The organism is Pedobacter nyackensis, assembly GCF_032678475.1.
GTDB lineage: Bacteria > Bacteroidota > Bacteroidia > Sphingobacteriales > Sphingobacteriaceae > Pedobacter > Pedobacter nyackensis_A.
In genome coordinates this window covers 620,841-638,748 of sequence record NZ_JAVTSF010000003.1, presented here as the reverse complement: position 1 = coordinate 638,748, position 17,908 = coordinate 620,841, and the positions used below count along the sequence as shown (strand labels likewise).

10 protein-coding genes are annotated in these 17,908 nt (G+C 40.5%); 4 read left to right on the top strand and 6 right to left on the bottom strand.

Going from position 1 to position 17,908, the window contains the following annotated elements:
• Positions 1–120: 120 nt before the first annotated feature.
• The gene (locus tag R2Q84_RS13685; protein WP_316817116.1) at positions 121–1,728 is read right to left on the bottom strand and encodes a tetratricopeptide repeat protein; all 1,608 of its coding nucleotides are present in this window, start codon (positions 1,726–1,728) and stop codon (positions 121–123) included.
• A 147-nt stretch (positions 1,729–1,875) separates the two neighbouring features.
• Between R2Q84_RS13685 and R2Q84_RS13680 the strand changes: the two genes are divergently transcribed.
• The 3 genes from R2Q84_RS13680 to R2Q84_RS13670 all read left to right on the top strand — a co-directional run bounded on the left by R2Q84_RS13680 (position 1,876) and on the right by R2Q84_RS13670 (position 4,798).
• Positions 1,876–2,619 (top strand): AAA family ATPase, encoded by a 744-nt coding sequence (locus R2Q84_RS13680; RefSeq protein ID WP_316817115.1) that lies wholly within the window; start codon positions 1,876–1,878, stop codon positions 2,617–2,619.
• A 72-nt stretch (positions 2,620–2,691) separates the two neighbouring features.
• On the top strand, positions 2,692–3,276 hold the full coding sequence (locus tag R2Q84_RS13675; RefSeq protein ID WP_316817114.1) for a YdeI/OmpD-associated family protein: 585 nt from the start codon (positions 2,692–2,694) through the stop codon (positions 3,274–3,276).
• Positions 3,277–3,364: 88 nt separating this feature from the next.
• Positions 3,365–4,798, top strand: a complete 1,434-nt coding sequence (locus tag R2Q84_RS13670) for an amino acid permease (protein ID WP_316817113.1) — start codon at positions 3,365–3,367, stop codon at positions 4,796–4,798.
• An 80-nt stretch (positions 4,799–4,878) separates the two neighbouring features.
• On the opposite strand, the gene R2Q84_RS13665 is transcribed toward R2Q84_RS13670, so the two are convergent.
• The 4 genes from R2Q84_RS13665 to R2Q84_RS13650 all read right to left on the bottom strand — a co-directional run bounded on the left by R2Q84_RS13665 (position 4,879) and on the right by R2Q84_RS13650 (position 13,316).
• Entirely contained in the window at positions 4,879–6,114 is a 1,236-nt protein-coding gene (locus R2Q84_RS13665; protein ID WP_316817112.1) for an MFS transporter, read from the bottom strand.
• Between the two features lie 11 nt (positions 6,115–6,125).
• Complete coding sequence (locus tag R2Q84_RS13660; RefSeq protein WP_316817111.1) at positions 6,126–8,516, bottom strand: hypothetical protein; 2,391 nt, start codon at positions 8,514–8,516, stop codon at positions 6,126–6,128.
• Between the two features lie 61 nt (positions 8,517–8,577).
• Entirely contained in the window at positions 8,578–10,263 is a 1,686-nt protein-coding gene (locus tag R2Q84_RS13655; RefSeq protein ID WP_316817110.1) for a RagB/SusD family nutrient uptake outer membrane protein, read from the bottom strand.
• A gap of 20 nt (positions 10,264–10,283) precedes the next feature.
• A complete protein-coding gene (locus R2Q84_RS13650) occupies positions 10,284–13,316 on the bottom strand; it encodes a TonB-dependent receptor (protein ID WP_316817109.1) in 3,033 nt (1,010 codons plus the stop codon).
• A 166-nt stretch (positions 13,317–13,482) separates the two neighbouring features.
• Here R2Q84_RS13650 and R2Q84_RS13645 point away from each other — a divergent pair, with 166 nt between their 5' ends.
• Positions 13,483–14,796, top strand: coding sequence for a hypothetical protein (locus R2Q84_RS13645; protein ID WP_316817108.1), 1,314 nt, complete (start codon positions 13,483–13,485; stop codon positions 14,794–14,796).
• Between the two features lie 270 nt (positions 14,797–15,066).
• Here R2Q84_RS13645 and R2Q84_RS13640 read toward each other — a convergent pair whose 3' ends face one another.
• Positions 15,067–17,904 (bottom strand): M16 family metallopeptidase, encoded by a 2,838-nt coding sequence (locus tag R2Q84_RS13640; protein ID WP_316817107.1) that lies wholly within the window; start codon positions 17,902–17,904, stop codon positions 15,067–15,069.
• Positions 17,905–17,908: the final 4 nt, after the last annotated feature.

Below are 17,908 nucleotides of genomic sequence, written 5' to 3'. Positions count from 1 at the left end.
TGATCCGGTGATTGGTTACTCAAACCTAAATATTAAAGGGTCGAAAAAACGATTTTCACTACCCCTACATTCACACGCATTTCACCCCTACACCACCTCTACAAGGGCGCTCAAATGCATTTAAAAGGCCTTTAAGAAATCATTAAGGCTGTCATTTGTCGACAATTCAAAATGCTTTCTTAACCGATACCTTGCCATTTCCACAGACTTAACAGAGATATTGTTCAAGGAAGCTATTTCTTTAATGGATAAGTTGAGTCTGATTTGTGCGCATAACCTTCTTTCATTTTGGGTAAGCGTAGGAAATTTTTGCTGTAAGTTGTAGAAGAAATCCTGGTACTTGGTTTCGATCTGTAAATTGAAATCTTCGATATATTTTTCGCTATTCACATCATAACGAAACTTATTTACGAGTTTATGAAGACGTTGCAGTATATCATCGCCCCCGGCCTTTTCAAGGATTCCCAGTTCTTCAATAAAATTACTGATCACTTCATTCTTGTGCGCCATATACATGGTGTAATTCTTAAGTTCCACATGATTAAATTCCAGTTTATTACTCAATAACTGTTGCTTGACTTCAGCCAGTTCTGCATTTTTCTTTTGTCTGCTACGCAGTTTATTATAAAGCAGAAAGCCTATGATCACTAACAAAACCACAATGATGGCCAGTGTATTTCGCTGATAGGATTTTAAACTCTTTTCCAGGCTCAATGCTTTAATCTGCCGCTCTTTTTCTTGTGCCTCACGTTTCATGGTGAGCGTCAATAAAGCGTTTATCTTATTCTTTGATAGAAATTCTTCGCGTGCATTATTATATTTTTGTACATATTCATAAGCACGTTTATAATCGCCCGTAACCTGGTAGAGCTGGGAGAAAATTTTATAATAATCTAACAGGTTTTCTTTCTTCGAATTAGATGTTGATTGTTCAATATAGGTAAATGCCTTATTGAGCGATTGCTCTGCTTCCTGGTAACGACCAAGTTTAACCAGCGAGAAGGACATTTGATTATGTATTTCGGCCAGCGAAAGTAGCTGTCCCGTTGAATACTGTAGTGCCAGCTGAAAATACCGGATAGCCTGCTCATAATCCCCGGTATTGTTACTACTGATCCCCAGGTTATTGTATGCAGCACTGACTAATGTTTTATTTTTGAATTTATTTGCCAGCACTAATACCTGATTAAAATAATCAGCAGCCTTTTTAAATTCATTCTTCAACTGATATATTAACCCTAATCCGTTTAAAGAAATCGATGCTTTCTGTTCATTGCCTGCATTTTTATATAAATTGTATGCGAGCGTATGATATTTTAGAGAAAGCTCGGCATTTTCGACATCATAATAAGTCCAGCCCAATAAAGTATAAGTGGCTCCAATCTGTTCATTTGTGCCCTTTTCTTTATAAATCTCCAGCGCATTAAATCCATATTCGAGCGCCAGATCGTAAATATCATTGTACAAATAACCTTCGGCAAGAATAACCAATGCATCAGCTTGCTGAAGTCGCAATTTATTCTCGTAAGCCAGCAAGTAGGCCTTATAAGCATAGGCAATCGCCTGATTGGTAGCATCTCTATTTAGTTGTTTGGCCTTTTTATTTAACGTTTCAATCTGTTCTATTACGGGAACTTCTTGTACCAAAGGATCATATACTGCAGCAATGCTATTAAGACAAAGTGTACAAAGGAATAATATAGCGGCAAAATAAGTTAGTCTAAACATTGATGGTTAATTTTCTTGCTTTCAAATACAATATAGACAATGTAAAGATAATAACAACCCGATCCGGGCCGAACTAATTATTTCCTTCTGGTAACCATAGCTTTCTTTATAATTATCCCCTATAATTGCAGCATATATTAAAGGATCATGGATTTTTACGGATACATCAATAACCTTCAGTTAGATTTGCCAGAGGATATTTCCACAGATTACCCTTTTGACATTCCGACCTTACAACACTGTAAGAAAATGACCTTTCATCCGAAAGTCACTTATCTGATCGGAGAAAACGGATTGGGTAAATCAACGTTACTGGAAGCCATAGCTGTTAATTTAGGTTTTAATGCAGAGGGTGGAAGTAAGAATTTCAATTTTGATACACAGGCTACCCATTCCAGCTTACATAATTACCTGAGAATTTCAAAAGGTGTCCATAAGATGCGGGACGGCTTCTTTTTAAGAAGTGAGAGCTTTTACAACCTGGCATCTGAAATAGACTCTCGGGATTCAGAACCAGGATTAGGAGGGCGCATCATCGATTCGTATGGTGGCAAATCTTTACATAAACAATCGCATGGTGAGTCGTTCTGGTCCTTGTTCATGCATCGTTTCGGTGGCTCAGGTCTTTATATTTTGGATGAACCTGAGTCGGCATTGTCCATTACGCGCCAAATGGCCATGCTTGCGCAAATCGACAAGCTGGTAAATAAACGTTCTCAGTTCCTTATAGCCACACATTCCCCGATTATATTAGCCTATCCGGATGCCACTATTTACCAGATGACACCGGAAGGCGTTTATAAAGTGAAGTATAAAGAGACTGAGACTTATCAGTTGTATAAAGGGTTTCTTGATAATCCCGAGCAAATGACTTCTATCTTATTGGAATAATAAATCTCCAGATAGGCCTTTAAAAACTCGTAATAGTTAGAAGTATTATTTTAATTGCAACAAAACAGTCATATGATGCAAAACAAGGAAATAGAAACTTTTTGTCCGTCAAGTCGGGAAGAATGGAGACAATGGTTAAAAGAAAACCATAATTCCAGCCAATCTGTTTGGCTTGTCCAGTATAAACAAAAATCGGACAAGCCGAGTATAACCTGGAGCGATTCAGTTGATGAAGCGCTTTGCTTTGGCTGGATTGACAGCACGAGGAGAACGATTGACGAGGAAAGCTATGCGCAATTCTTCTGTAAACGGAAGCCAACGAGTAACTGGTCAAAGATTAACAAAGCAAAAGTTCAACGGCTGATAGAAGAAGGGCTGATGACAGCCGCGGGTTTTAAAACCATTGAAGTAGCAAAGAAAAATGGCTCCTGGTCTATCCTGGATGATGTAGAGGAGTTGGTCATACCAAAAGATCTGGAGGACGCATTCCAATCACAGCCAGGTTCAGCAGACTATTTCAACGGTCTGAGTAAGTCCGTTAAAAAGATGATACTGCACTGGCTTATTATGGCCAAACGGCCAGAAACCAGACAAAAAAGAGTGACCGAAATAGCAGAACTTGCAGCACAAAAACTGAAACCCAAACAGTTTAACTAAAGGAAAAAGCAAAATATTCAATATAAGTTCCCACTTTTGCTGAAATTCTGAGTGATACTCATATTGTTATTGAATAAAACCATAAATATTGAAACAAGCTAGCGAAAAGCCTGAAGAGCAAAAACTCAAAAGAGGTTTACAAAACAGGCACATTCAGTTAATTGCCCTTGGTGGAGCCATCGGAACCGGATTATTTTTAGGCATTGGTCCAGCGGCTGTATTGGCTGGCCCTTCTGTAATCTTAGGCTATGCACTAGCCGGCATTATTGCTTTTTTTATCATGCGCCAGTTAGGTGAAATGGTGGTAGAAGAACCTGTCTCTGGTAGTTTTAGTCACTTTGCCAATAAGTACTGGGGGCCTTTTGCAGGCTTCGCTTCTGGCTGGAACTATTGGGTATTGTATATCCTGGTAAGTATGTCTGAGCTGACCGCTATTGGAATTTACGTACATTTCTGGTGGCCTGAAATCCCGTTATGGTCTTCCAGTCTTTTCTTTTTCATAGCAATTAATGCTCTAAACCTCACTTCGGTTAAGGTGTATGGCGAGGTAGAGTTCTGGTTTTCAATCATAAAAGTGGTAGCCATTATTGCCATGATCATTTTTGGTATTTATCTGCTTTTTAGTGGTAACGGAGGTCAACAGGCAAGTGTCCAGAACCTATGGAACGATGGAGGATTTTTTGCAAAAGGTTTATTTAGTGGAGATGGAAAAGGTGGCTATCAGGGGTTATTTGCTGCAATAGCGTTAATCATGTTTTCATTCGGTGGATTGGAATTAATCGGGATAACAGCCGCAGAGGCAGAGCAGCCTGAGAAAACGATTCCAAAGGCAACCAATCAGGTAATTTACCGGATTCTTATTTTTTATGTAGGTGCGCTTGTAATCCTGTTTTCATTATCTCCATGGAAAAATATCACCACCGATAGTAGTCCGTTTGTGATGGTTTTTGATAGTTTAAAAGGCTTTCAGTTTACCCTTATGGGCAAAACCATTTACTTTACAAGTATAATTGCCAATGCGCTTAATGTCATTGTGCTAACTGCGGCCTTATCTGTGTACAACAGTTGCGTTTACAGCAACAGCAGGATGTTATTTGGCTTAGCTGAACAAGGAAATGCCCCTTCGTTTTTATCGAAGCTGAATAAGAGTTCGGTACCTATAAATGCAATTCTAATATCCAGCTTATTTGCTGCGATATGTATTATCATCAACAAACTAATGCCCGAGAAGGCATTAGAGATTTTGATGTCGCTGGTCGTATCTTCACTAATCATCAACTGGCTGATGATCAGCATTACCCATTTGAAATTCAGAAAGAGTAAGGAAGCAGATCAGATAAAAACAAAATTCCCTTCTTTTATCTATCCGATATCAAACTATATATGCCTCATATTTCTCTTAGGTATTTTAGTGATTATGTGGGTAACAGGATTAAAAATATCTGTTGAGTTGATCCCTGGATGGATTTTACTCCTATATATTTGTTACCTTTTGGTTAGGAAAAGGAAGAGTAAAACCTAAGAAGCCTTCTGTTCGGGAGAACAGAAGGCCGGGTAAACGTATTATGTCAAATTTAAAAATGCTTTAATTTATAAAAATTGTCATTCCGGCTCAATGAAATCCAGATCCTTGTTGTGCGTTTCCGGGACAGTCATTATACAATAAAATCCGACTACAAAGCAAATCAAGCCAACTATAGCGGCGGCATGAAGTTCAAAAATCACAGGTTTTAAGAAGGCATATAATGTTGTCATACCTATAACAGTGCCCCTTACCATATTAGGGATTGTGGTTGCGGCGGTAGCACGGATGTTGGTTCCGAATTGTTCTGCCGCTATGGTAACGAACATTGCCCAATAACCTATACCGAATCCAAGCCAGCCACACATGATGTACAGGCCAGTAACGGTTTTCACCCCTCCATACAAATAGATAATACTGCCTATAAGAGTAAATATCATAAATAATGTAACAGCCCTTCGGCGTGACGCGAGATAATAACTAATGATCCCACTCAAAAGATCGCCTCCAGCCAACCCAACGTAACACCACATCACGGCCAACCCCGGCTTAACGCTCTCGGTAATATGCAGTGCCTTGCCAAATTCATTGCTAAAAGTAGTGAGTATGCCGATGACGTACCAGGTGGGTAAGCCAATACCAATACACTTCAAATATAGCTTTAGCCGGTCTTTGTTGGTAAAGAAAGAAGCGAGGTTACCTTTTTTAAGCCCCTCGAAAGTCTGCATGGACTTGAACATGCCAGATTCAAAAACCCCAATACGAAGAATTAACAGTAATAAGCCTAGTCCACCACCCGTGAAGTAGGCATATCGCCATGTAAAAAGTTCGACAGTAAAATAAGCGGCCACAGCCCCCAGAAGGCCTACCCCAGCAACTACCGAGGTTCCTATAGCACGGAGCCTTTTGGGGAGAGTCTCTGAAACCAAGGTAATGCCGGCCCCGAGTTCGCCTGCCAAACCTATACCTGCTATAAAACGGAATAGTTTATAGGTTGTAACATCCTGCACAAATCCACAGGCGAAATTCGCAACGGAATAGGTTATTATAGAGCCGAACAGGACTGATAGACGGCCTTTTTTATCCCCCAGCACCCCCCAGAGTACACCTCCGATCAACAGACCGCTCATCTGCCAGTTGAGAATACTTGCACCTTGTATGGAAACCCCAGCTTCATCAAGCCCCAGTTCTGTAAGACTTGGAACGCGTACTATTCCGAAAAGCAACAGGTCATAAATGTCAACAAAATAACCAAGTGCCGCTATAATTACAGGGGCACTCAGTAAATGCTGAATGGATGTTTTTTCTTTCGTCATACCTATCCTCCTTATTGATAAGTAAACCAGACTGTAGCTTTACAGTCTTTATCTACCACAGCCCTTACCCAGTGTGCGCTGAAGCCTTCCGGAAATCCATATTCCACAGTTTTTCCTGCGGGTACATGAATGGTTTTAAACTTTTTAAAGCCCGACAAATCAAAATCAACTTCCAATGTGATGTTTACATCCACTCCTGAAGTCAGCTTAACAGATTTCCTGTCGTAGCCAGTCATTAAATAAGGTAATGATGGTGTATTTGCCTTTACATCACTGTTTTTCCAGACGCCGCCTTCTCCTACTGGTTTTCCAAGTTTCCAAAGGTCATCAATTCCCCCATACCACAATCCGTTTTTGCCGTTGGCAAAATAATGTCCGTCTGGTTTTGCATCCTGCTTAGTACCACTCATTACGAGTAAGCCCCTCCATGTACAAAAATCAGTTATTCTCTTATTATGAGTGGTAACCGGTCGAACAGCGATAAAGCCAGATTCACGGCCTACTTCATAAAAGGTCCCCTGAATATTTAACATAAATCGCTCAGATTCAACCTCACGTCTGTCTCGTGAAGCAAAATTTTCATACTCAGCTGAAGTTTTAGGAATACGGAAAGTACCGGTTTTGTCCTTAATGATCACAGAGGCCTCATCTATCGTATAATTCTTTTTTAAAGCCAGTATTCTTTCCATTTGAGCTGTACTGTCTGCAGCATTAGCTACATCCTGTAGTTTTTCATCAATTTCACTATATTGTTTTTTATCACCGGAGATATTTAAAACCTGAAGGTTCTTATTGTGCCCTGCTGGTCTGATCAGGTTTGCATTAACACTCCCCTTGTCTGTAATATCAGCGATGGCATTGAACATCGGATCTTTCTTTACATGCATTTTACCGGTAAAGTGGAAGAATGCAGAAGCTGTACAATCTTTATTCGACTTCAGACGAACCCAGTTGGCATCGAAACCTGCAGGAAATATAAAATATTCGTAACCGCTGGCCGGCACTGAGATAGTCTTATAATCAGTCCATTTGTTATTCCCTGCTTTGTCTATTTGAATGGTAAAGCTCACGGATTGCGCAGCACTGTGGCTAAGGTGCAAGATCTTTTTATCAAACCCCTTGATCAGGAAAGGGTCAGATGCCATTCCAGCTTTAACCTCATCATTTTCCCACGGGCCACCCCAACCTGTTGCACCGCCCCAGGTTTTCAAATCGTCCCATTGTCCAAACCATAAGTTAGATTGCGAGCGTCCTGCCATCGGGTTCTCCAGAATTGTGGTTTCGTCTGTGGATATCACGATCTGGTTGTTCCAGCTACAAAAATCGGGGATGTAGCGCAAATGGCTGTTTAAAGGTACAATTCCACCGCTGTTGCCTCTCGAAAATGTCTTTGGAAAATCATAGATCATGCCGTGCATGTCCATTAACATTTTACCATTCCCTACTTCGCGGATACGAGGCCACTCCGTGTACCACCCACCCCTGTGGTCATAAGTATGGGCGGCCTTTGGCATTCTGTAAGTGTACCATTGTCCATTGTCCAATAACTTCAGCAAAACCGAACGTTTATCCCATCCGATACTCCATAAGGGACTTTTGTCATCCGGAGCACCATAAATACCTCCCGGCCCGGTAACATCGGTAAATTGTCTGCGTTCAATGATTTTCCAGGTTTTACCGTCCCAGCTTGCCAATACTCCTTTATCTTCTTCATTTTTAGGCAGATCTCCAGCTTCGAGGTCTTCTTTTTTCAACTTAAACACAGCCTCTTCCCCATTATTGGCCACTACGAGTTGTTTTTGTGAAGTATATGCACCTTTACCATGCCATCCGGGCACTGGTTTATGAAACAACTTTTTTACGGCGAGGGTATGCACATTTGTTTCGTACAACATCCCCTCCATATCATAAAAATAAACCATGTTGGCCGGATCAGTTAAATGACGTGCAGTCGCTGTCATACGGCCAGGCATAACTGTAAAGGGGATTACCCTTACTTTGCCTTTATCATCGATAAAATAATTACTGGTGATCAGCTGGTTAGACTCCCTGTGTATCATCCTATTGGCTGGTGTACCACCGATACTTTCCGGATGTATAGTAACATTGAGATCTTTATCAATGCTGTACAGTTTGTCTGAACTACCCTTTGGCAAGTGCGGTGAATAGGTTATCATCCATAGTTGTCCGGCCCAGGGTGTAATCGCTCCAATACCATTTTCGCCACCATCTCCACCTGCTTTCTTTGAGGCTCCCGGTAAGGTCCAGCTTTCGTTAAAAGTAGCAAGGTGTGGATAAACACCGCTCACTTTCAATGGTTTTGTTTGCGACATCGCAAATGGAGTGATAAACAGGAGCGAGTTTAGAAATACGCCGCCTTGTAAAATTGATGTTATTTTCATTTGTGTAATTAAAAAATGGCTGAACTAATTCCTCAGCCATTCGCGTTCATAATTAGTTATGTTAATAATTTAAGTTTTGACCCAATCCTGGATTCTGAAGCCTGTCCACGTTAGGAATAGGCCAGAGATACTGGCGTTCTTTATCAAAGTTTCTTTCAGCCAGCACCTTTACATCTTTTCCAAACCCTGTATAATCAGGGATACCGTCGTCGTCAATTGGCGTTACACCAGGGAAAGGCCATTTAGACCTATTCTGTACCGCAGGATCCGGCAAACCTATAACAGGACGTGTCAGCGCTTTTTCAGCTAACCTCCATCTGATCAAGTCCATGTAGCGCAGCCCCTCAAGTACTAGCTCTACTCTCCTTTCTCTTCTTACTATCTTTTTCAATTCAGCAGCGTTGAAGGTGGTAACAGCCGGGTAAGATGATGTAGCTGTAACTGCAACTCCGTATCCCCTTGCCCTGACGCGGTTGATTGCGTTTAATACAGACGCATCCACCTCTCCCAATTCAATTTTGGCCTCGGCATAGATCAACAGTACTTCTGCCAATCTAAAAATGATTCGATCATTATCTTCTGCGAGCCGGTCAGCCCAGGATTGGTCAATTCCTTTTTTCCACAAAAAACCTGTTAAGCTCGCAAACTGGGCATTGGTCCTTGTATCATTATTGCGAACTCTAGTTCCGGTCTTTGAACTGTAAACAGTAAGCGTATCAGGGTGGGGCTGATAAGAATATCCTATCCACTGAGTACTAAATTCAACAATGTTTGCTGTCAGCCTTGGATCGCGATTGGCGAATGGCTTCTTCGGATCATATAGCGGAGATTCATCGATGGGCTTGCCATCCGTACATTCGTAGCTATCAAAAATTTCCCGGGTCGGAATTTGTGCTCCAAAACCTGTAGCGTTACGTGGGAGAAAATCCTGAACATACGCCGCGCCACTAAATACTTGTTGCGTCTGGTCTCTGGGTATACTGATGATAATCTCTTTGCTTGTTTCGCCTGATTTTAAAAATAAATCACGATAACTCGGATGCAAGTCGTATGCTGTTGAACCCAGTTGAATTACTGCATTGGCAGCATCTCTTGCCATTTCCCATTTCCCGACATACAGTGCAGTTCTGGCTTTCAGTGCCAATGCAGCACCTTTTGTTAGGCGTTTCATTTGTGTGCCGGTGTAAGTTGACGGCAGGTTGGCAGCAGCATAATCAAAATCTGAAAAAGCAAAAGTCAGTACTTCCTCTTTATTGGCCCTGGTAACTTTATAAGCTTCCTCAAGTGAAATTGGCTGTGTAATCAATGGAACATCTCCAAAATGGGTTACTAATCTTGAATATTGATAAGCACGTATTAACCTCATTTCAGCCTCGTAGGTTTTAATTACTGTTGCAGAAGTGTTGGCAAGGGCTTTGTCTTTATTGGCGATGAAGGTATTCACCCTCGAAATGGCACGGTAAGCATTAGTCCATAAGGTATTGGCCGTACCATCATCGGCATTCATTGTCCCGAAGGTTACAGCATTTCCCAGCTGAGCCCTGTGCCAAAAATCATCAGTAAATAAATCATTGTCATTTGACCAGAAATCCAGTCTATATAAGTCGTTTACGGCAAGCTCTAACTCATTTTGGTTAGCATAAAATGACGCAGAGGACGGGCCATCTAAAGGATTAAGATCGAGTTTTGAACATCCAGCAGATGTTAGCGCAATTGATATTATCAGGTATATAATTTTCGTTTTCATTATCTTTCTATATAATTTAATTAAAACTTGATAACAGCCCCACCCATAAACGTTTGTACGATGGGGTATCCAAAGTTGGCTGCTTCGGGATCCGCATCAATGTAGTTCGGGAAATTATCTACAGTAAATAAATCATTGACAGCAGCGTAGAATCTTAGTGATTTAACACCTACTTTCTTTAAAAAAGAAGGTTGCAATGTATAACCAACCGTAATGTTCTTTAGTCTGAAATATGCGCCGCTTAACAGCCAAAAATCTGAGACCGTATAATTATTGCCATTAGATGCCCTCGAAAGCCTTGGAAACTTAGCATCGAGATTTTGTTCAGGCGTATTATTGGTACTCCAGAATCTTCCAGGCAAAGCTGCCGGCATGTTTCCAAAATCTTCAGCAAAAGGTTGTGCCTGCTCAAACGGCATAAGGCTTAACTTTTTTGCCACACCTTGAAATACCAAGCCAAAATCAATCCCCTTATAGTCTAATCTGATATTTCCACCATAGGAATATCGCGGTAATGATCCTCCCAGGATTACCCTGTCCTCAACCGAAGAGATCACATTGTTGCCATTCATATCCTGGTATTTGACGTCGCCAGGTTTGCTATTTGTAAATTTGGCACTATTGGTTACTTCTTCAGCAGTTTGAAAAATTCCCAGAGATTTATATCCGTACCAGGAATTGAATTCCTCTCCGACGATGTTTACAGTGCTACCCAAAGCTCCTATATTGCTAATTTCCAACACCTTCGTTTTGGCGTCAGAAATATTCGCGGCTATTGAGTAGTTTAGCTCACCTATACGATCACGCCAGCTTAGCTCAAGCTCAAAACCTTTAGCACCGACAATACCCAGGTTATCTGTTGGATCTGCATAGCCTGCATAGTTGGGTATATCGCGGGTCAACAGGATATCTCTTGTTTTTTTATTGAAATAATCTGCCGTCACACTTAGCTTGTTATTAAAAAAAGCCATATCAACACCAATACCTGCAGTACGTGTAGTTTCCCAGGTGATATCAGGAATATTGAACACAACCTGTGCATAGCCATTTACCGGAACCACTGAAGCACCTTGGTAGAGTAAAGCTGTACTGGGTGATAAATTGGCCTGATAAGGATAATTACCGATCCTTTCATTTCCCACTTCTCCCAGTGACCCTCTTAATTTAAAGAACGATAACCATTTGATGCCCTTCATAAAGTCTTCTTGTGTAAGTACCCAGCCTACGGAAAAAGATGGGAATACCGCGTCGCGGTATGCAGTTCCGAATCTGGAAGATTTATCATATCGAAGGTTTCCCTGGAATAAATATTTGTCTTTAAAGCCATAAGTAACCTGACCAAAGAAGGAACGAAGGGCAGTTTCAAAAGCAGTACCATCGTTATCTCTTAATAATTGAGAACCGGAAGTAAGGTAGGGATAGCCTGTTAACGGAAATCCTTGTCTGGAGGCTGACAATGATTCATAAAAGCGGTAGTTTTCTTCGTATCCCGCCAACGCCGTTATACTATGATGTTTTGCAATCGTCTTTGTATAATTTGCCAATAGCTGGCCGTTGAGAATCCGATCCTCAGTACGGCCCTCACTTAAATCGGTGGTTGCTCTGTTAATTGAAATCTGCCTCGTCGGCTGCAAAAAATCATAAAATTTAACCTGCTGAGCGTAGACCTTAGTTTTGTCAAAATCAAAGCTCGGAGCAACAAGTGCTGTTATCGTCAAATCATTGATAGGCTTAAAATTAACAGCAAGCCGTCCTACAATCTGGTTTCCCAGAAATTTATTAAAACCTCCATTTTCAATTTGTGCCATCGGATTCCGTCCGGTTTTACCATCCGCAAACCTTCCATCAGTAAAATAAGCTCCATAAATGGGTGGCAGAACTCTTCCCTCGTAGATAGGATTACTATAACCCGCAGCATTAATTACGTTATTAGTGCCCGTTCTTTTATAAGCGATATCTAAATTGGCGGAGAGCTTTTCAGAAATTTGCAAATCGTTATTAATTCTTACCTGATAACGCTGGTAATCATAATTATCATAAAAAGACATAGCATTTTGATAGCCTATCGACGCCTTGGTTTTCAGTTTCCCTGTTCCAACTGTTAAAACCAAATCATGTCTTTGTCGCGGTGCCAGGTTGCGCTGCATAGTCAGATCTTGCCAGTCTGTATTGAACCAGTAGTTAGGATTGGTCTTAACACTATCAAGGTACCCGTTTATATAAGCATTGGTATACTGAGCCGTTCCGCCATCGTTTATGGCGCGCTCATTAAAATACTTTAAATAATCAATTACGCCGACGAACTCTGGCAGCGCAGTAGGCTTTTGCACACCATACTCATAATTATATTCCAAATCAGACTGACCGCTTTTCGCTCTTTTTGTGGTAATGAGCACTACCCCGGCTGCCCCCCTGGATCCATAAATAGCTGCTGATGACGCATCTTTGAGCACAGATATATTGTCTACGTCAAGAGGGTTCACATTGTCAAGATTAGAAACCGGCACTCCGTCTACCAGATATAAGGGATCGTTATTTCCAGTGGTAGTAATGCCCCGTATTCGTATGCTTGCACCGGCACCTGGAGCACCACTGCTACGTGTAACCGTTACACCTGCAACAGCGCCTTGCAACGCTTCAGATATTTGCACCGTTTGTCTTCCAGCTACATCGCGTCCGCTTACCGTTCCTATAGAACCAGTTACGTCTTTCCTTTTTTGCGTACCGTAACCGGTAACGACAACTTCACTCAGCTCTTTATTGTCGGCCACTAAACCAACCTGCAACGGCTGACCTGTAACCTGAACAAGCTGCTCTAGATAACCAATATAGGTCAGGACAATGTTTGAGGTGCCTGTGGGTACATCGAAACTAAACATCCCCTCAGCATTAGTACTAGTTCCCAGTTTTGTGTCGGGTACTGTAATGCTTACACCGGAAAGTGCCTGTTTTGTGACTGCGTCAATAACTTTTCCTGATACCTTTTTGTTTTGTGCAAAGGCGGCATACTGCAGCCCTAAAAACATTGCTAATAGTAGTAGTTTTCTTTTCATTTATATTTGGTTAAGTTTTAAAAAACATTGTTCTTTGCCAACCTGATTTAAGTTTTGGTTGACATAAAATTATAAAGGGATCTAGAGCACCATACTATAGTGCCTTGTTCAAAATGATATCCAATATTATGAACAACACAAGCAGCTACTAAACAGACAATTAGCAATGACAAACAAGCACTCTGAACATGCCGAAAACTCATCTTTTTTTCAGCAGCTGGATATATGCTGCCAGAAGATAGCCGGACTGATCGGAGAAAAGCAGATTTCCGAGTGGACAAATAGTGATTATATTAACCTCAGCAGACTGCTTTCACGTAAAACAAAGATCCGGTTAAGTGAAAGTACGCTCAAGCGTATCTTTGGTAAGTCCAAAACATCTGAACGATACTACCCTCAGAAGGCAACGCGTGATGCACTTGCACAGTTTATAGGGTATGAGAACTGGGATAAATTTGAATTTCGGGATACGGATCAGGTTGAGCTGCAGGTTCCGAATATCAAAACAAGGGAATACACGCCCAATATGCAGGCAAAAAACAGGGCTACATGGCTGGTCTCTTCCGTTTTTCTGGGCATAGCCTTTCTATTAGCAATAATTGTTTTGAAACCCACAGACAAGGAGGTTCCCCCATTTGAAGGCATTCAATTGATGTGTGTCAATCCTGATGGAATCACACCTCACTCTGCAATTTTTAAATTAGTAGCTGAGAAAAACCTTCCAGACTCAGCAGATCAGTTTTCTATCGAATTCGGAGATGGAAGAACGAAAAGACAACGATTTACAAGTAACATGCTGAACCACTATTATGAGGTTCCAGGCAGGTATTATCCTCTGTTATTCTATAAAAACAGAGTTATAGATACTGCGTATGTTTATCTTCAAACGAAAGACTGGTCAGTTACAGGTTATAATCTATACGACACTACAAGGGTTTATCCTGTCCCCGTTCGTGGTGACATCGGTTCGCACGAAACCATTGCCGCCTCCGCGAACGATGCATTCCGTGCTGGTGTGGATACCCTAAAAACTTTCTTTCTTGCATTCTCTAATGTAAAACCAACCAATATCAGCGCAGACAATTTTGAACTTTCAGTTGAGCTGAAAACCTCTGCAAACAGGGCTGGCGTAAGGTGCTCACAAGTAAATGTTACGCTCTATGGTGAAAAAGACCGACATTATTTCAGCATCATGAAGCCGGAATGTACGGTATGGACAAGTTATCAATTTTCGGAAAACAGAAAAGACGGAAGTAAGTACGATCTCAGGGCTTTTGGTCATGATTTAAGTAATAGCGGCTTATTGAAATTTCAGGTCAGGGATAAAAAAGTAACATTATTTATTGATGGCAGGGAATTATATAACACCCAATATAATAACCCAATGGGCAATGTGATGGGTATCAATATAGCATTTTCAGGGATAGGTGAATTCAAAAACTTTCAATTGAAGGACCTGAAAACCGGAAACCAATTTTAACCGCATCTGCTTCACATACAACTTTAAATGTTGAGAAAAGTGAAATTTAATACCTTTAATAACCAACTTATTAAAAAATTGACGAGTGGAAAGTTTTAGTACATTATCTTTGCCCAATGTTCGAAATAGAATATTCGACTGATTATCAATCGACTATGAGTAACCGGCAACAAATAAACCATAGTAAGACAGAAAACTTTTAGTCTCACAATATTGCAAGCAAAAGGGCATGTACTTTTGATACATGCCCTTTTATTTATTTGTAACCACTTATTTAACTTTTTCAGGGAGCAAAACAAATTGAATTACATCCTTAACCCCCAAGTACTTCTTAGCTAAACCTTGTACACTTTTCTTTGTAATACTATTTATCAATTTACTCACCTTCAATATCTCAGCAGGATCCTCCTTACTTTGAAGACGGAAAACAAGATTATTGTGCCAATAAGAGTTCTTCTTCAATGCAAGTTCGATCATTCGGCCTTCCTCAGCTTTATATTTTTGAATATCCATATCCGAGGGACCATTCTTCACCAAGAATGCCATTTCTTCTTTAGTAGCCAGTATTAATCGCTCAACATTTTCAGGAGCACAACCAAATGATACCGTTAATGAATAACTGGGCACTGGCAATTTTGTATGAGTGACAGAAACATCAGATGAATATACCCCACCTTCCTTTTCTCTTAATCGTTGGATTAACCTAAGTTTCAACACTTCTTGCAAAGCTTTCATGTTCCAGTTATTCATGTCAGAATAATTATACTTACCGCTAAACATCAACTGAACAGTAGCCTTTTCCTCTTTCCCTTTAAAAACTGTTTTCTTAATTTCTCCCTTTGGCAAACGAATACCAAGATCCTTACCGGCTTCTTTGCGGTTCAAGCTTGGCAAAGCCGCTAAGTATTGTTCAAATAATGGCTTAAGAGAATCAATATTTAAACTACCAGTGAAAACAAACGTAAAGTCGGATGCATCTGAAAAACGATCTTTAAAGATTTCCAAAGCACGTTCTGGGGAGATCTGATTCATTTTCTCCAAACTTGGCGCTGTACGTCTGTAATGATACTGCCCTAAGACATTACCAATTGTATCCGCAATTACATTGTCCGGATTATTATAACGTTTAAGAATATTAACCTTTGCATTTTCTATCGCCCCATTAACCATCGCATGGTCTAACCTTGGAGCGGTAAAATAAAGGTAGATCAACTGAAAGGCGGTTTCCAGATCTTTGATCCTCGATTGCCCATTGATCCCTTCATACCGTTCGCTGATATAAGGTGACACACTTACAGACTTACCAGAAAGTATTTTTGGAAGGGTCCTTGAATCATATTCACCAAGCCCACTACTCACTACCATGCTAGTTGCATTTAGTGCAGATTGATAATCACTATCACTATAAATAGAGTTTCCACCCGGACTAAATGAGCTGAACAGAATCTGATCATTATTAAAATCAGTTGGTTTAAATACCACTTTCATCCCGTTACTTAACGTCCAAGTTGTAATCCCAACATCCTTTCTATAGCTTTCCTTAAGGATCTTCCCTTTAGCAGGAAGGTTCGTCATCAATGGCTGATTATATGCTACGTCATTATAAGCTGCTAACTTCTCCGTTTTAACTTCTTTAATCCAAGATAAAACGATCTCCTCTGTAGGAAGATTGGCTTTCTCGGTTTCTGGAGCCGTAATGATGATATTCCTATTGATATGGAAATCGAGCTCATTCACTACTGCATTGACCTCTTCTAATGTAATTCCTTGAATATTCGTTTTATAGAAGTTATGTATAAAATCAGAACCAGGGCTAGCCTGGTCTTTCAAAAAGACTTTAACATACTCATCTGCATAAGCAGCCGATGGTACTTTACTCCTTTCATTGTATCTATATTCCTGCCCGTCCATCAAAAGTCCTTTTACCCTATCCAGTTCTGTTTGCGTAAAGCCCAATTGTCGTACACGTTCTACCTCAGACAGCACCGCTTTAAAACCTTTCTCTAATCCACTTGAATTTGCAATAACAGTTAAGCTTACTGAATTCAGTCCGGCCAACAATTCCGGAAATGAAACCTTTCCTTCTTTAAAGGGTGGCTTTTCTTGCTTGCTTAGCTCGCCCAACCGAGTAGTAAGCATACCATTGAACAGTGTTTTAACCATCGAATTTCGAAGATCAGCCTCTGTCTTAAATAAAGCGGGAGCTTTCTTAATTAACAGTTGCATTGAGGTGCTTGATATTTCGGGATCTGTGATCGCAACGAAGTCGTTCTTCCCTTCCAAATTCAATGTATAAGTGATTCTTTCCGGAGCATTTTTCGGATTAGTCAAATCAGAAAATTTCGCCTTAATCTGTTTTTCGATTTCTTTAACATCAATATCGCCTACTACAATCAATGCTTGTAAATTTGGACGATACCATTTCTTATAAAAATGCTTAATTGTTTCTGGTTTAAAGGTCTTCAGTACCTCTTCCGTACCAATTGGCATGCGTTTAACATAACGAGAGTTGTTCAATATGGCAGGCATTGTAACTTCACGAATACGTTCAGAAACTCCTTTGCGTAAACGCCTTTCTTCTAAAATCACACCACGCTCCGCTTCTATTTCTTTATCATCCATGAGTAAGTCGGCCGACCAATCACGCATGATCTGAATTGCACTGGTTATATTCTCCGGCTTATCAGATGGGATAGGAAGCTGGTATACCGTTTCATCAAAACTGGTATAAGCGTTCAGATCCGCACCAAACCTTACCCCCATACGCTCCAGATAACTAACCAGTTCATTTTCGGGAAAGTTCTTAGTCCCATTAAAGGCCATATGCTCTACAAAATGAGCCAATCCCACCTCATGATCTTCTTCTAAAACAGACCCCACTTTATTTACCAAATACAAAACCACTCGCTTGCCTGGTTCTGTATTTTTGCGGATATAATAGGTAAATCCATTGGGAAGTTTTCCTATCAATATATCTTTATCAATAGGAAGTAGAGGATATGGCAATTTTGCTTCCTTTTCTATTTTCTGCTGAGCAATAATCTGCTTTTCCGGCATTGAAATCAATAGTCCAATGGCTAATAAATATACTTTTAAATCAATTTTCATTCTT

Coding starts and splice junctions, on each gene's coding strand:
- R2Q84_RS13685 (WP_316817116.1), bottom strand. CDS start 1,728: ATGTTTAGACTAACTTATTTTGCCGCTATATTATTCCTTTGTACACTT.
- R2Q84_RS13680 (WP_316817115.1), top strand. CDS start 1,876: ATGGATTTTTACGGATACATCAATAACCTTCAGTTAGATTTGCCAGAG.
- R2Q84_RS13675 (WP_316817114.1), top strand. CDS start 2,692: ATGATGCAAAACAAGGAAATAGAAACTTTTTGTCCGTCAAGTCGGGAA.
- R2Q84_RS13665 (WP_316817112.1), bottom strand. CDS start 6,114: ATGACGAAAGAAAAAACATCCATTCAGCATTTACTGAGTGCCCCTGTA.
- R2Q84_RS13660 (WP_316817111.1), bottom strand. CDS start 8,516: ATGAAAATAACATCAATTTTACAAGGCGGCGTATTTCTAAACTCGCTC.
- R2Q84_RS13655 (WP_316817110.1), bottom strand. CDS start 10,263: ATGAAAACGAAAATTATATACCTGATAATATCAATTGCGCTAACATCT.
- R2Q84_RS13650 (WP_316817109.1), bottom strand. CDS start 13,316: ATGAAAAGAAAACTACTACTATTAGCAATGTTTTTAGGGCTGCAGTAT.
- R2Q84_RS13645 (WP_316817108.1), top strand. CDS start 13,483: ATGACAAACAAGCACTCTGAACATGCCGAAAACTCATCTTTTTTTCAG.
- R2Q84_RS13640 (WP_316817107.1), bottom strand. CDS start 17,904: ATGAAAATTGATTTAAAAGTATATTTATTAGCCATTGGACTATTGATT.